At 42.3% G+C, this 13855-nt stretch carries 20 protein-coding genes; all 20 read right to left on the bottom strand.

Annotated elements, in window-relative coordinates; genetic code table 11:
• Positions 1-183 precede the first annotated feature (183 nt).
• Complete coding sequence (rplX, locus tag AC5RDS_RS08435; protein ID WP_013612512.1) at positions 184-507, bottom strand: 50S ribosomal protein L24; 324 nt, start codon at positions 505-507, stop codon at positions 184-186.
• A gap of 94 nt (positions 508-601) precedes the next feature.
• Positions 602-967: a 50S ribosomal protein L14 gene (rplN, locus tag AC5RDS_RS08430; RefSeq protein WP_013612513.1), complete on the bottom strand. Its 366-nt coding sequence runs from the start codon at positions 965-967 to the stop codon at positions 602-604.
• Positions 968-969: 2 nt separating this feature from the next.
• Entirely contained in the window at positions 970-1227 is a 258-nt protein-coding gene (gene rpsQ, locus AC5RDS_RS08425; protein WP_022161085.1) for a 30S ribosomal protein S17, read from the bottom strand.
• 4 nt (positions 1228-1231) lie between these two features.
• Positions 1232-1432 carry a 50S ribosomal protein L29 gene (gene rpmC / locus AC5RDS_RS08420; protein WP_013612515.1) on the bottom strand — a complete coding sequence of 67 codons (201 nt, stop codon included), beginning with the start codon at positions 1430-1432 and terminating at the stop codon, positions 1232-1234.
• A gap of 40 nt (positions 1433-1472) precedes the next feature.
• Complete coding sequence (rplP, locus tag AC5RDS_RS08415; protein WP_013612516.1) at positions 1473-1895, bottom strand: 50S ribosomal protein L16; 423 nt, start codon at positions 1893-1895, stop codon at positions 1473-1475.
• 30 nt (positions 1896-1925) lie between these two features.
• Complete coding sequence (rpsC, locus tag AC5RDS_RS08410) at positions 1926-2660, bottom strand: 30S ribosomal protein S3 (RefSeq protein WP_013612517.1); 735 nt, start codon at positions 2658-2660, stop codon at positions 1926-1928.
• A gap of 3 nt (positions 2661-2663) precedes the next feature.
• Positions 2664-3086, bottom strand: a complete 423-nt coding sequence (rplV, locus tag AC5RDS_RS08405; protein WP_013612518.1) for a 50S ribosomal protein L22 — start codon at positions 3084-3086, stop codon at positions 2664-2666.
• Between the two features lie 37 nt (positions 3087-3123).
• Positions 3124-3393 (bottom strand): 30S ribosomal protein S19, encoded by a 270-nt coding sequence (gene rpsS, locus AC5RDS_RS08400; protein WP_013612519.1) that lies wholly within the window; start codon positions 3391-3393, stop codon positions 3124-3126.
• A 19-nt stretch (positions 3394-3412) separates the two neighbouring features.
• Positions 3413-4237 carry a 50S ribosomal protein L2 gene (gene rplB / locus AC5RDS_RS08395; RefSeq protein WP_013612520.1) on the bottom strand — a complete coding sequence of 275 codons (825 nt, stop codon included), beginning with the start codon at positions 4235-4237 and terminating at the stop codon, positions 3413-3415.
• Positions 4238-4242: 5 nt separating this feature from the next.
• Positions 4243-4533 carry a 50S ribosomal protein L23 gene (gene rplW / locus AC5RDS_RS08390; protein ID WP_013612521.1) on the bottom strand — a complete coding sequence of 97 codons (291 nt, stop codon included), beginning with the start codon at positions 4531-4533 and terminating at the stop codon, positions 4243-4245.
• Between the two features lie 11 nt (positions 4534-4544).
• Positions 4545-5180: a 50S ribosomal protein L4 gene (gene rplD, locus AC5RDS_RS08385; RefSeq protein WP_013612522.1), complete on the bottom strand. Its 636-nt coding sequence runs from the start codon at positions 5178-5180 to the stop codon at positions 4545-4547.
• Positions 5180-5803, bottom strand: a complete 624-nt coding sequence (gene rplC, locus AC5RDS_RS08380) for a 50S ribosomal protein L3 (RefSeq protein WP_013612523.1) — start codon at positions 5801-5803, stop codon at positions 5180-5182. Before rplC ends, rplD begins: the two co-directional genes overlap by 1 nt.
• Positions 5804-5857: 54 nt before the next feature.
• Positions 5858-6163 (bottom strand): 30S ribosomal protein S10, encoded by a 306-nt coding sequence (gene rpsJ / locus AC5RDS_RS08375; RefSeq protein ID WP_013612524.1) that lies wholly within the window; start codon positions 6161-6163, stop codon positions 5858-5860.
• A gap of 60 nt (positions 6164-6223) precedes the next feature.
• A complete protein-coding gene (fusA, locus tag AC5RDS_RS08370; RefSeq protein ID WP_013612525.1) occupies positions 6224-8326 on the bottom strand; it encodes an elongation factor G in 2103 nt (700 codons plus the stop codon).
• Between the two features lie 18 nt (positions 8327-8344).
• Positions 8345-8824 (bottom strand): 30S ribosomal protein S7, encoded by a 480-nt coding sequence (rpsG, locus tag AC5RDS_RS08365; protein WP_013612526.1) that lies wholly within the window; start codon positions 8822-8824, stop codon positions 8345-8347.
• 123 nt (positions 8825-8947) lie between these two features.
• Complete coding sequence (gene rpsL, locus AC5RDS_RS08360) at positions 8948-9361, bottom strand: 30S ribosomal protein S12 (protein WP_013612527.1); 414 nt, start codon at positions 9359-9361, stop codon at positions 8948-8950.
• Positions 9362-9640: 279 nt separating this feature from the next.
• Positions 9641-11200: a PKD-like family lipoprotein gene (locus tag AC5RDS_RS08355; RefSeq protein ID WP_041556741.1), complete on the bottom strand. Its 1560-nt coding sequence runs from the start codon at positions 11198-11200 to the stop codon at positions 9641-9643.
• Positions 11201-11207: 7 nt separating this feature from the next.
• Complete coding sequence (locus AC5RDS_RS08350; RefSeq protein ID WP_013612529.1) at positions 11208-11951, bottom strand: DUF4843 domain-containing protein; 744 nt, start codon at positions 11949-11951, stop codon at positions 11208-11210.
• Between the two features lie 10 nt (positions 11952-11961).
• Positions 11962-13389 carry a RagB/SusD family nutrient uptake outer membrane protein gene (locus AC5RDS_RS08345; protein WP_013612530.1) on the bottom strand — a complete coding sequence of 476 codons (1428 nt, stop codon included), beginning with the start codon at positions 13387-13389 and terminating at the stop codon, positions 11962-11964.
• 11 nt (positions 13390-13400) lie between these two features.
• A complete protein-coding gene (locus AC5RDS_RS08340; protein ID WP_041556743.1) occupies positions 13401-13745 on the bottom strand; it encodes a hypothetical protein in 345 nt (114 codons plus the stop codon).
• Positions 13746-13855: the final 110 nt, after the last annotated feature.

The following is a 13855-nucleotide window of genomic DNA, read 5'->3' as shown; positions in this document are numbered from 1 at the left end:
TCACGATTGACGATTTTACACACAATAGTCGACCGAAAAATCAGATTTTCAGGCGGCAAAGGTATAAAATATTTTGGATTATATCACTTCGTAAATCCCATTTTTATTCTTGCTTTACGATATTGATTTACGATCAGAGTGTTTTTTCACTATAATCGTAAATCCGGAATCGTAAATCAGGTCTTATTTCAGGATTTCTCCTGATTTTTTAGCATATCTCACCAAGTTACCTTTTTCGTCCTTTTTACGGCCGATACGGGTCGGTTTGTTGGTAGACGGATCGATCACGTTCAGGTTAGAGATGTGGATCGGAGCTTCTTGCTTGATGATACCACCCTGCGGATATTTAGCATTCGGTTTGGTATGTTTGCTGATCATGTTGATTCCCTCAACGATCGCTCTTTCCTTATCCGGAAAAACTTCCAGTACCTTTCCCTGTTTGCCTTTATCTTCCCCAGCGTTCACCTGTACTAAATCGCCTTTTTTAATATGAAATTTTCTATTCATCTCTTTACTTTTTTAATTGTCGAAAGTCCAAAAGTCAAGAGTTTAAAAATTCTCATTCCCGAACATTCGACTTTCTGACATTCGACATTTGACATTAAAGTACTTCGGGGGCTAACGAAACGATTTTCGTATAACCTTCACGAACTTCACGGGCTACAGGTCCGAAGATACGGGTTCCTCTCATTTCACCGGCATTGTTCAACAATACACAGGCATTGTCGTCAAAACGGATATAAGAACCATCGGGACGTCTGTATTCCTTGGTTACGCGTACTACCACAGCTTTGCTGACAGTACCCTTTTTAATTTCACCGCTAGGCAGGGCACTTTTTACAGCAACAACGATTTTATCGCCTACGCGTGCATATCTTTTCTTGGAACCTCCAAGAACACGGATACAAAGCACTTCTTTAGCACCGCTGTTGTCTGCTACTGTTAATCTGGTTTCCTGTTGTATCATGATTACTTCGCTCTTTCAATGATTTCAACTAATCTCCATCTCTTCATTTTACTTAAAGGACGGGTTTCCATAATTCTCACGGTATCACCGATATTACACTCATTCTTTTCATCATGAGCGGTGAACTTTTTGGTCTTTTTAATGAACTTACCGTAAATCGGGTGTTTTTCCTTAAAATGTACAGCAACGGTGATAGTTTTATCCATCTTATTGCTCAGTACCAGACCGATACGTTCTTTTCTAAGATTTCTTTCTTCCATTGCTTTACTTCTTTTCAGTTAATTCTCTCTTACGTATTTCTGTCATCATACGAGCGATGGTTTTACGGGCGGCACGAATCTGCATCGGGTTTTCCATCGGCGTAATGGTATGATTCATCGTCATCTTATTGAGGGCTGCTTTTTCAGTCTCTACCCGTTCAATAAGTTCAGCTGTGGTCATTTCAATAATTTCTGAATTTTTCATCTCTCTGACAAATTAATTTTTAAACTTAATAGCCGGAAGACTATTCTTCTGTATAATCACGTCTAACCACAAACTTTGTCGTAATAGGTAATTTCTGTGCTGCAAGACGTAAAGCCTCTTTTGCCACTGCATACGGAACACCGTCAGCCTCGAAAATAATTCTTCCCGGAGTTACAGGTGCTACGAATCCCTCTGGGTTACCTTTACCTTTACCCATACGTACCTCGGCAGGTTTTTTGGTAATCGGTTTATCGGGGAATATACGAATCCAAATCTGTCCCTGACGTTGCATGTAACGGGTTACTGCAACACGGGCAGCTTCTATCTGGCGTCCTTCGATCCATTTTTCTTCTAACGCCTTAATACCGAAAGATCCGAATGCAAGTTGATTACCTCTCTGGGCATTCCCCTTCATCCTACCTTTCTGGCTTCTTCTAAATTTAGTCCTTTTCGGCTGTAACATAGCTCTTCGTTTATTAAATTAAAAGACTACTTACTTTTTCTTCTTTCTGAAACCGCCTTTTTTCCCGTCAGCTTTACCAGCTGATGCAGGACGGCTGTTGTCACGGGTCTGGAGCAGTGAGTTCGGAACGAGTTCACGTTTTCCATAAACTTCACCTTTACAGATCCATACCTTGATACCTAACAGACCATAAGTGGTCAGGGCCTCTGCCTGTGCAAAATCGATGTCAGCACGGAAAGTGTGCAGTGGAGTCCTTCCTTCTTTGAACATCTCGGCACGTGCCATTTCAGCACCGTTCAGACGTCCTGAAATCAGGATCTTGATTCCCTCGGCACCCATTCTCATAGTTGAAGCGATTGCCATTTTGATAGCCCGGCGGTATGCTACACGGCCTTCCAACTGACGAGCTATGTTATTTCCAACGATCACAGCATCCAATTCCGGACGTTTGATCTCGAAGATATTGATCTGAACCTCTTTATCGGTAATTTTCTTCAGCTCTTCTTTCAGTTTATCCACTTCCTGACCGCCTTTACCGATAATAATTCCCGGACGGGCGGTATTGATCGTGATAGTGATGAGCTTCAGCGTACGCTCGATAACGATTTTTGCGATTCCGGCTTTTGCAAGACGGGCATTCAGGTATTTACGGATTTTGTAATCTTCTACCAGTTTGTCACCGTAATTCTTGCCGCCGAACCAATTAGAATCCCATCCACGGATGATACCTAATCTATTGCTTATTGGATTACATTTTTGTCCCATGCTTTACTCTTTTACAGTGTTTTCAACAACGGCGGTTTTACTTCCCAACACGATAGTCACGTGATTGGATCTTTTACGGATTCTGTGAGCCCGTCCCTGTGGAGCCGGACGCAGTCTTTTCAGAATACCCGCACCATCCACAAAGATTTCTTTGATATACAAAGCAGCGTCGTCTACGCGCTGGCCTTCGTTTTTCACGCTCCAGTTTGCAATAGCTGAAAGTAAAAGTTTCTCCACTTTACGAGCAGCTTCTTTCGGACAAAATTTCAGTGTATCCAAAGCCCTCTGTACGTCCATACCCCGTACAAGGTCTGCCACCAATCTCATTTTCTGAGGTGATGAAGGACAATCATGCAGCACAGCGAAAGCCTTTGTTTTTCTGGCTTCCTTCATCTGATTTGCTTTTATTCTTTTTCTTGCACCCATTTTATACAATCTTCATTTGTTCAACATCATCACGCTATTATTTTTTCTTCTTGTCAGCGTGACCTCTAAATGTACGTGTCGGTGCAAATTCACCCAATTTATGACCTACCATATTTTCGGTCACATATACCGGGATAAATTTATTACCGTTGTGTACAGCTACTGTATGCCCTACGAAATCCGGAGAAATCATGGAGTAACGAGCCCAGGTCTTAACAACCGATTTCTTGTTGGTCTCATTCATTGCCAGGATTCTCTTTTCCAGCTTTACATCAATAAAAGGGCCTTTTTTTAACGAACGACTCATAACATCAAGTTTTAATCAGTTATTTTTTCCTTCTTTCAATAATATACTTCGAAGAAGCCTTCTTCGGTGCTCTGGTCTTCAAGCCCTTAGCCAGCAAGCCTTTTCTTGAACGGGGCAGACCTCCGGAAGCACGGCCTTCACCACCACCCATCGGGTGATCAACCGGGTTCATGACAACACCACGGACACGAGGACGACGGCCTAACCAGCGGGTACGCCCTGCTTTACCGGAACGTTCCAGAGAATGGTCAGGATTAGATACAGTACCTACGGTTGCTTTACAGGTAACCAGCACCATACGGATCTCACCTGAAGGCAATTTGATAGAAGCATATTTTCCTTCTCTTGCAACTAACTGAGCATAAGAACCGGCGCTACGGGCCATTACAGCTCCTTGTCCCGGACGTAACTCAATGTTATGTATGATTGTACCCAATGGGATTTCAGACAAATACAGCGTATTCCCGATTTCAGGAGCGACTCCTTTACCGCTCTCGATGGTCTGACCGACAGTCAAACCGATCGGGGCAACGATATAACGTTTTTCACCATCTGCATACACTAACAGGGCAATACGGGCCGTGCGGTTCGGATCATATTCGATACTTGCTACTTTAGCAGGTATATTTTCCTTCTCGCGTTTGAAGTCGATTACTCTGTATTTGCGTTTATGACCACCACCTATATATCTCATTGTCATCTTACCGGTGTTATTACGACCTCCGGTTTTGCTGTAGGGTCTCAACAATGATTTCTCAGGTCTATCTGTAGTCACCTGTTCGAAAGTATTCACTACCTTTCCTCTTTGTCCAGGCGTTACAGGATTTAATTTTCTTACAGCCATCTTATTTAAATATTGCTAAAAAAATCAATACTATCACCTTCTGCTAAAGTCACAATTGCTTTCTTGAACGAGTTGGTACGTCCGCTGATTACACCGGCCTTGGTATAACGGGATTTAGCCGTCCCCTGATAACGCTGGGTATTTACAGCCAATACGTTCACTCCATACATGGCTTCAACTGCTTTCTTTATCTCAATCTTATTTGCCTCTTTTGCTACGATAAAAGCTACTTTACGCTGTTTATCGGTGAGAGCTGTCATCTTTTCCGTTAAAACGGGCTTAATAATAATTTCCATCTCTTCTTGGTTTAGTTAAGATTGAACATTTCGTTAAGGCCCTCTACAGAACTTTCAACTAAAACAAGGTTTTTAGCCTTCATTACGTTGTAAGTTGCGATGTCGCTAACTCTCATCACTTCCACATTCTGCAAGTTACGGGCAGACAGAAGTACATTTTCGTTCACACCGTTACCCAATACCAACAACAGACGACCGTTGTTTACCTGCAGGTTGTTCATCAAAGCAACCATTTGTTTGGTCTTCGGAGCTTCGAAGGTGAAGTCTTCAACGACTTTTACAGCATTTGCACTTGCTTTTACAGCCAAAGCTGATTTACGAGCCAATTTTTTCAATTTCTTGTTCAGTTTGAAGCTGTAATCTCTCGGTACGGGACCAAAAATACGACCTCCTCCTCTGAACTCAGGGTTCTTAATACTACCTGCACGAGCACCTCCGGTACCTTTTTGCTTTTTCAGCTTTTTGGTACTTCCGGAAATTTCATTCCGCTGTTTTGACTTGTGAGTACCCTGACGGTTGTTGGCCAGGAACTGTTTTACGTCAAGGTAGATAGCGTGCTCATTAGGCTGAATTCCAAAAATAGCGTCATCCAACACTATCTTTCTGCCGGTTTCCTGTCCGGCAATGTTTAGTACACTTAACTCCATTACTTCTGAATAATTACGTATGAACCTTTAGATCCGGGAACAGATCCCTTCACCAACAACAAATTATTTTCAGGAATTACCTTCAAAACTTCCAAGTTCTCTACAGTAACCCGGTCTCCGCCCATACGGCCACCCATACGCATTCCTTTGAAAACACGTGCCGGAGTAGAACATGCTCCGATAGATCCCGGTTTTCTCAGACGGTTATGCTGACCGTGGGTAGCTTGTCCTACTCCACCGAAACCGTGACGTTTCACAACGCCCTGGTAACCTTTACCTTTAGAGGTACCGACGATATCGACATAGGCAGTACCTTCCAGTATGGTCACGTCGATTACATCTCCCAACTTGTGTTCTTCGGCAAATCCTGCAAACTCAACGAGTTTACGTTTCGGAGTTGTGCCAGCCTTCTTAAAATGTCCACTTAGCTGCTTCGTTGTGTGTTTTTCTTTTTTCTCATCAAAACCCAACTGAAGTGCTTCGTAACCGTCTTTTTCTATGGTTTTCACCTGAGTTACGACACATGGACCGCATTCAATAACAGTGCATGGGATACTTTTCCCCTCAACACTGAAAACGGAAGTCATTCCGACTTTTTTTCCAATTAAACCTGGTAATTTCATTTCTTTTTTAATAGGTTAATTCTTCATTTTAACGACATAGGGTTTCGCCGTTAACTACACTTTAATCTCAACTTCAACACCACTGGGTAATTCAAGTTTCATCAGCGCATCGATGGTACCTGTAGTAGAACTATAGATATCAATCAGACGTTTGAAAGTACATAATAAAAATTGTTCACGGCTCTTCTTATTTACGAAAGTAGAGCGGTTAACAGTAAATACTCCTTTGTGGGTAGGAAGTGGAATCGGACCACTAACCACTGCACCTGTAGCCTTCACTGTCTTAACAATCTTTTCAGCCGACTTGTCTACCAAGTTGTGATCGTAAGATTTTAACTTAATTCTGATTTTTTGGCTCATGTTTTTTGTTTATTATATTTAAGCGGTCGGAAAGGCCAGAGACCTCTCCGACATTAATTTTTAGATTAAATCCACACGTCCGTTCGCTTTTTCAACCACCTCTCTCGCAATATTCTTCGGAACTTCGGCATAGTGATCGAATTCCATAGAAGAACTTGCACGTCCGGATGACAGGGTACGTAATACAGTCACATAACCGAATTGTTCTGCCAAAGGAACTTTTGCCGTAATCACACGGGCACCGATACGGGAATCCATCGATTCTACCTGTCCCCGGCGACGGTTCAGGTCAGCGATGATGTCACCCATAAAGTCTTCGGGAGTAACTACTTCCAGCTTCATAATCGGTTCCAGCAATACCGGTTTTGCTTTCTGAGCAGCTTCTTTATAACCGATTTTAGCAGCCATTTCGAACGACAACGCATCAGAGTCAACAGGGTGGAAAGAACCATCGATCAAAGTGATCTTCAAAGCTTCCAAAGCATAACCTGCCAGAACACCGTTCTGCATCGCTTCTTTGAACCCTTTTTCTACAGACGGGATAAATTCCTTCGGAATATTACCACCTTTCACTTCGTTCACAAAAGTCAAGCCCTCTTTACCTTCCTCTGCAGGTTCCATACGGAAAATAATATCTGCAAACTTACCACGACCACCGGACTGTTTTTTGAACACATGACGATGATCGACAGGTACAGTAATCGCTTCTTTGTAAGATACCTGAGGAGCTCCCTGGTTACATTCTACTTTAAATTCACGACGCAAACGGTCGAGGATGATATCCAGGTGAAGCTCACCCATACCGCTGATTACGGTCTGGCCTGAATCTTCATCAGTTTTCACGCGGAAGGTCGGGTCTTCTTCAGCCAATTTAGCCAAAGCCATACCTAATTTATCCGTATCTTTCTGAGTCAGCGGTTCGATAGCGATACCGATCACAGGTTCCGGGAAAGTCATACTCTCCAGTACGATCGGTTTATCTTCAGAACACAAGGTATCTCCGGTACGGATATCTTTGAAACCTACGCAAGCGCAGATATCTCCGGCTTCCAGTACTTCTTTCGGCTGTTGCTTGTTAGAGTGCATCTGGAACAGACGGGAAATACGTTCTTTTTTATCGGTACGCGGGTTATAAACATACGAACCGGCTTCGATCTTACCAGAATAAATACGGGTATAGCACAAACGGCCGACAAACGGGTCGGTAGCGATCTTAAATGCCAGTGCCGACAGCGGAGCCTCCGGATCTACAGGGAAATGTACATCTTCTCCTGTCCGGGGATCAGTACCTTTACTGTTCGGAATATCCAACGGGTTCGGCAAATAAGCGATCACAGCATCCAACAGGTTCTGCACGCCTTTATTTTTGAAAGAAGAACCGCACATCACCGGACAGAAGTCCATGGCGATCACAGCCTTCCGAATCACTGCTTTCAGGTCTTCGACTGTGATAGAGTCCGGATCTTCAAAGAAACGTTCCATCAAAGCTTCGTCCTGCACAGCAGCAGCTTCTACCAATTTCTCTCTCCATTCCTGAGCTTCAGCCATCATATTTTCGGGAATTTCTTTCACGGTAGCTTCCATAGCACCGTTTTCCCAAACATAAGCTTTCATTTCTACCAGGTCGATAATACCCTGATAGTTATCTTCCGCTCCGATCGGAAGTACCAAAGGAACCGGATTAGCACCTAATTTCTCTTTGATTTCACGAACTGCTTTGAAGAAATCGGCCCCGGAACGGTCCATTTTATTCACGAAAGCAATTCTCGGAACACCATATTTGTTTGCCTGACGCCATACGGTTTCAGACTGTGCTTCAACCCCACCTACTGCACAGAACAATGCAACCGCACCATCCAATACACGAAGAGAACGCTCTACTTCAACCGTGAAGTCAACGTGTCCCGGAGTGTCGATGATATTAATTTTATATTCGTTTCCCTGATATTTCCAGAAACAAGTGGTAGCAGCAGAAGTGATGGTAATACCTCTCTCCTGTTCCTGCACCATCCAGTCCATCGTTGCAGTACCATCATGCGTTTCCCCGATCTTATGGTTCACACCGGTGAAATACAGGATACGTTCGGTCGTTGTAGTCTTACCGGCATCGATGTGAGCCATGATACCGATATTTCTTGTGTAATGTAAATCTCTCTTAGCCATCTATTTTTCGCCTCTAAATTAAAATCTGAAATGTGCAAATGCCCGGTTAGCTTCAGCCATACGATGGGTATCTTCTTTCTTTTTGAAAGCAGCACCTTCCTCTTTGTAGGCAGCCATAATTTCAGCAGAAAGTTTTTCAGCCATGCTGTGTCCGCTTCTCTTGCGGGAGTAAAGGATCATATTTTTTACAGAGATCGCTCTTTTACGGGCCGGATTAATTTCAGTAGGCACCTGGAAAGTAGCACCACCGACACGGCGGCTCTTTACTTCTACCTGAGGAGTAATATTTTCCAATGCCTGCTTCCAGATCTCCAGAGCAGATTTCTCTTCTTTTTTTGCCATTTTTTCCTCAACGATATCCAGTGCGTCATAAAAGATTTTGAACGCAACAGTCTTTTTACCGTCCACCATCAGGTCATTAACAAACCTCGTCACCAGTACATCGTTGAATTTTGGATCCGGTAACAGGATTCTCTTCTTTGGTTTAGTCTTTCTCATTTCTTTTCGTTTACGAATTTGTTCGTCAAGCTGCCCTTTTTGGTCTTCAACGGTTTCCCAACCATTTACTCAACTGTTTTTCGGGAACGCTTCATAAACATAATTCCTGTTAATCACTAATTTTTATTTCTTGCCCTTTCCTTTAGCTGGAGCAGCAGCCTGACCCGGTTTCGGTCTTTTCGCACCATACTTAGAACGTCCCTGGCAACGTCCGGCAACACCGGCAGCATCCAAAGTACCACGAACCAAGTGGTAACGCACACCCGGAAGGTCTTTCACACGACCGCCACGGATCAACACGATGGAGTGTTCCTGCAAGTTGTGGCCTTCTCCCGGAATATAAGCATTCACTTCTTTTCCGTTGGTCAATCTAACACGGGCAACCTTTCTCATGGCTGAGTTCGGTTTTTTCGGAGTGGTAGTGTAAACACGTACACAAACTCCTCTTCTCTGTGGGCAAGAATCCAAAGCAGGAGCTTTACTCTTGTCCTCGATCTTTACTCTTCCTTTTCTTACTAACTGTTGAATAGTAGGCATTTTACAAGTACTCTTTTAAAATTATTATACTTTTCTCCAAAATGGAGTGCAAATGTACTTACAATTCTAGTAACTACCAAATGTTCCTTCTACTTTTTTTGTAAAAAAGATAAGATTGTCAGAAAGTTACCTATTCAAACCCACCAGTCCTTAAGATTTCGGAAAGCCGGAAACAGATAAAAGAAAAAGAAAATCGCGATAAAATATGTCTTTATCGCGATTTTCTAAACTAAACACGGACAAGAAACCTCGTTCACTCAACCTTGTCTGCCACACTCATCAATATCTTTCCCGATAAACTATATCCACCGGTTTGGCAAAACCGCTATACTCTTTATACAAGGTCACTTTTCCATTCATCCTCTCCGGAATATCCACTATACGAATCATACCTCCATTCTCTCCACCTTTGTCCGAACCGATGATCAACCGGTATTCCATATCCAATCCTAACCTACCGTATTCACCATACTGGAACCAGTTAAATTTGATAAATGTGATTTCCTCTCCGGAAAGATCTATTTTCTCCCCGTCTCCGTCCAATATATCCAGTTTCCGCCACTCTTTATAAGCCATATCGTACAGATAAATCATATTATCGACAACGTAGAAGAGGTAACGATAATGCATGTGTACAGCAAACAATTCTGCACGTTCGATATCCGGAGCATCGATTCGGTAATAATAATTACTCAACTGAGAGAAAGAATTATACCACAAATTACCGAACCCGTGCAACCACAATTTTCCGGTATCATCACGCAAAATAACATACGAGCTGTTACCATCATGTCTGGTATTAGCAGCATAAACAAACTCTTTTCCTGTTACCATGGGAAAAACCTCATTTGCAACCGGGGGTATACGGCAGGATGTTTCATTCCAGGCAAGCCCCAGTTGTACAAACCGTCTGTTGTCCGTATCATAAAGGATAACCGGTGGTTCATAATATCCCCATACTCCATCTGCCGATGTAATGATAAAGGGAGCAACCTTAAAGGTCTTCTCTTCTCCAGCTACATTATTTCTCGGTAATTCATAAATAATTCTTCCCGATGTTTTACAATACACTTCGGTCGTTGTCAACAATACCGAACAAGGATATGTACCGGAGCCATACATCGGATCAAGACAAATCATAGCAGTCGGAACAAATACTCCCGGTATTTTCCCCATGTCGTACTTCAAATCGAATGCTTCTTCCCAAGCCAAACTTTCCGGATCCAAATAACAAGCCCCTGTTTCAGTCATCAATATGATTTTATCTCCCGATCCTGTTATATTTAACACTATACTTTTCGGTCCCTTTTTATTCGGCAGGGCATAATCGTCGAGCAAATTGCGAATCATTAATTCCTGGTTACCGTATTTAGAGATCATATCCAAACGTACTTCGCCCTTTTCGTCGCACAGCACCAACCAACCTTCAGTTGTCTGAATAATCACCTCCATGTCGAAATGTTGCCGCCAAGTCACTTCTGTCTCTTGGTCCAACACATTCAAATAAACAGCGTATTTTCCCAATGGTAAATCGATAAAATAATTCAAATTTTTCTCTTTACCAATCTCATATTCGAACTCATTACCGGTTTTATTCTCTTTCGCGACAGCCACCCAAGTATACTCATACTTTCCGCTTCCGGCAGCCAATGTGTGTTTCAGCTCCGGAACAACTTTTAGTGTATCTGTATTTTTAAATACCGTCACCAGTGTGTCCGGCATTCCTGCAATAGAAATCTCATCGATATCCTCATAACTGTAATTTCCTTTATCATCGTAACACGAATAAAGTATAACAGTCATCAACCATACAATTAAATATACATTCTTTCTCATCATATTTCATTTATTGGGCCTGTGGTCCCATTGTCATTTCCGTAATACCATCCTCTTCATAAACAGTCCGGCCCGCCGCTTTTTCGTCGGCCAGATATTTTTTCATATACGATCCGATATACCCCATGCGGGAAAGTATATAACCCGCCTCCTCGGATTTTTTATTAAACTCTTCCCGTGGAATATCCATTTCATCGCAAATCAAAGCAAACTTCTTCGCCGAAAATTCACCGAACATATATGGATTCCACTGCGAAGGCGGTTCATTCATAAATTCCGAAAACAATAATATCAGCTTTAACCGCTGCGTCTTTACCCAAGAGGTCGAATCGCTGGAACCATAATCGTAATAAGTTGTAAAATGCCCGTTAGGCAATAATTCCATATCAATTCCCTTTTCTTCCGTTTGTAAGGCTTTCGTCCGGATCATAGTTACAGGAATCACAAGAGAAACCTCTCCCTTCTTAACCACATACTCTTTCTCCAACGGTTCAAAATCCACACCTTCCACCGCATTTACCGGTGTAAATTTTATATTCACCGGACGATCGTAATCTGCCACCTTACCTATCACCTTCAGATGAATATCCTGTGCCTGTGTTTCATATTCACTGTCGACATAAGTAAAAGAAAAACGTACCGTATCCGATATCTCATTCAGATAAATGGCATCAGTACCGCTATATTCCTCATATTCTGATTTACAACTGCTCAATATTGTCAAAAGCAATATAAAAATAACATTCTTTTTCATAACTCATCTTTTAACGAAAATCGGTTTCACTTAATGGCAACGGGACGACGTATTTTGCTGCATCCATATCCAGGTCGGCATTTTCCGAATAAGAATGTAATACTTTTACATTCAAACGCTTATAATAAAAAAACAACTGTCCTTCTCCAAAAAATTCTCTCCTGTATTCGTCCCGAAGCATTCCGGCCAATTGTGTTTTATCCTCCAATTCTTTCACTCCCCTATTAAACAATACGGTATTCAGCGCATCCAACGCCTCCGTCTCATCCGTGGCTGTCTCTGCAATAATGTAATACATTTCCGTCATCCGAATCAAAGGGATCAACTTAGTCCATACCTCAGTCGACGACACGTCTTCATACTTATGGAAACACCTGTAGTCCCGGGTAGTGCCTTCCAACCAAATCGGTCTGTTACGCCAATCCAGCAAATCCCAAGTAAATAAATCATCGATATGTTTTTTAGGTGAATACACTTGTGCAGGCTCCAGAGTGGGACTGAAATAATTCGTAAAAATCTCTTCACGTGCATTATAATAAGCTGCAAACAACAATTCTGAAGAAAAGATCCTGTCCGGATTTCTCGTATTATCCATAATCTCCCGGCGTTCGGTCCAAGGGAACCATTGTTCTTGTACAGCTGTCACGGCTTTTGCTTCCCGATAAGCTTCCGCCTTATTGTCCGCCCATAAATATACCCTTGCTTTTAAAGCTTTTACCGCATAATAGTTCAAGCGTTGTGTACGATAAGTATAATAATTCAACCCATCTTCCGAATCCTGGTTTTGCGGTCCTTCTTCAATAATCGGATCAGACTCACCTAACAAACGTTCCGCCTCATCCAAATCTTTCAGTACTTTCTCCACAACCTGAGTAGCCGGTAAAAGGGAGGTTGCCGAAATTGAATATACCGTATTATAAGGAATAGACAAATCGGCTTTATTGGTAGCATATACCGGTCCAAACAAACGTAACATATCAAAATGCAGAAAAGCACGAAGTGCCATCGCCTCACCGATAATCATTTTCCGCATTTTTCCTGTCAACACTTCCTCATTTTTTTCCGCATATTCCAATAATTTATTACAATTGGCAATCAGCGAATAGGCTTTCTCCCACACTGCAGCGAACTTACTCTTCGCATAATCTATGGTATAATTATATGTTCCCAACCGATAAGCATTTGTCGTATTCCCCGAAAAATCATACCGTTGCGCTAAAATCTCTACGGCATCTACCGATAATTCACCTCCATAAAGCGCATTATTGCTCAATTCCACATAAATTCCATTCAGAGCAGTGCGAAACCCTGATTCCGTACTGAACAGCTGCCCGTCGGTCACCTGATCTTCCGGCTGCACATCCAACCAAGAGTGACATCCCGAAAATATACCCGTTATACAAACAAGTAATCCTATCAATATATATTTTCTATTCATAACTTCCATTTTTAGAACATTGCAGACAATGAAAACGAGAACGAACGGGCAAACGGATACTCAATTCCCCGCTCCTCCTTGATCGAAGAAATACGGAATAAATCCGTCGTATTCGCTTGTAAACGCAAAGACTGGATTCCCAGTTTCTGTACTGCTTGCGATTCAAAATCATAACCGACCGATATGGATTCGGCCTTGATATAATTCTCCCGCAATACAAAACGTGAAGAGATGGGTGTCGTTTCGGTTAGTGAAATTCCTTTAAACTTAGCATGATCCCCCGGTTTTTGCCAACGGTCATGCAAAGCGCGTTTGTCCTGATTGCTTTTCAAGCCAGCCAACGAAATATTCTCCACTTTATTATAAGTAGGAATATTCAGTAAATGTCCCTATAAAATACAATGGCATATGAAGATGCCCCAGTATAATCACTTCATATGTCATTTTTATTGTCATTTTTCTGTAT

Source organism: Odoribacter sp., from assembly GCF_985060555.1.
The sequence above is the reverse complement of the archived record's forward strand: the minus strand, read 5'-3'. Positions and strand labels throughout refer to the sequence as shown.

Coding starts and splice junctions, on each gene's coding strand:
- rpsS (WP_013612519.1), bottom strand. CDS start 3,393: ATGAGTCGTTCGTTAAAAAAAGGCCCTTTTATTGATGTAAAGCTGGAA.
- rplV (WP_013612518.1), bottom strand. CDS start 3,086: ATGGGTGCAAGAAAAAGAATAAAAGCAAATCAGATGAAGGAAGCCAGA.
- rpsL (WP_013612527.1), bottom strand. CDS start 9,361: ATGCCTACTATTCAACAGTTAGTAAGAAAAGGAAGAGTAAAGATCGAG.
- fusA (WP_013612525.1), bottom strand. CDS start 8,326: ATGGCTAAGAGAGATTTACATTACACAAGAAATATCGGTATCATGGCT.
- rpsJ (WP_013612524.1), bottom strand. CDS start 6,163: ATGAGCCAAAAAATCAGAATTAAGTTAAAATCTTACGATCACAACTTG.
- rplW (WP_013612521.1), bottom strand. CDS start 4,533: ATGGAAATTATTATTAAGCCCGTTTTAACGGAAAAGATGACAGCTCTC.
- rplP (WP_013612516.1), bottom strand. CDS start 1,895: ATGTTACAGCCGAAAAGGACTAAATTTAGAAGAAGCCAGAAAGGTAGG.
- rplX (WP_013612512.1), bottom strand. CDS start 507: ATGAATAGAAAATTTCATATTAAAAAAGGCGATTTAGTACAGGTGAAC.
- AC5RDS_RS08355 (WP_041556741.1), bottom strand. CDS start 11,200: ATGATGAGAAAGAATGTATATTTAATTGTATGGTTGATGACTGTTATA.
- rpsQ (WP_022161085.1), bottom strand. CDS start 1,227: ATGGAAGAAAGAAATCTTAGAAAAGAACGTATCGGTCTGGTACTGAGC.
- AC5RDS_RS08345 (WP_013612530.1), bottom strand. CDS start 13,389: ATGAATAGAAAATATATATTGATAGGATTACTTGTTTGTATAACGGGT.
- rplC (WP_013612523.1), bottom strand. CDS start 5,803: ATGAAATTACCAGGTTTAATTGGAAAAAAAGTCGGAATGACTTCCGTT.
- rplB (WP_013612520.1), bottom strand. CDS start 4,237: ATGGCTGTAAGAAAATTAAATCCTGTAACGCCTGGACAAAGAGGAAAG.
- rplN (WP_013612513.1), bottom strand. CDS start 967: ATGATACAACAGGAAACCAGATTAACAGTAGCAGACAACAGCGGTGCT.
- rplD (WP_013612522.1), bottom strand. CDS start 5,180: ATGGAGTTAAGTGTACTAAACATTGCCGGACAGGAAACCGGCAGAAAG.
- rpsC (WP_013612517.1), bottom strand. CDS start 2,660: ATGGGACAAAAATGTAATCCAATAAGCAATAGATTAGGTATCATCCGT.
- rpmC (WP_013612515.1), bottom strand. CDS start 1,432: ATGAAAAATTCAGAAATTATTGAAATGACCACAGCTGAACTTATTGAA.
- rpsG (WP_013612526.1), bottom strand. CDS start 8,824: ATGAGAAAGACTAAACCAAAGAAGAGAATCCTGTTACCGGATCCAAAA.
- AC5RDS_RS08350 (WP_013612529.1), bottom strand. CDS start 11,951: ATGAAAAAGAATGTTATTTTTATATTGCTTTTGACAATATTGAGCAGT.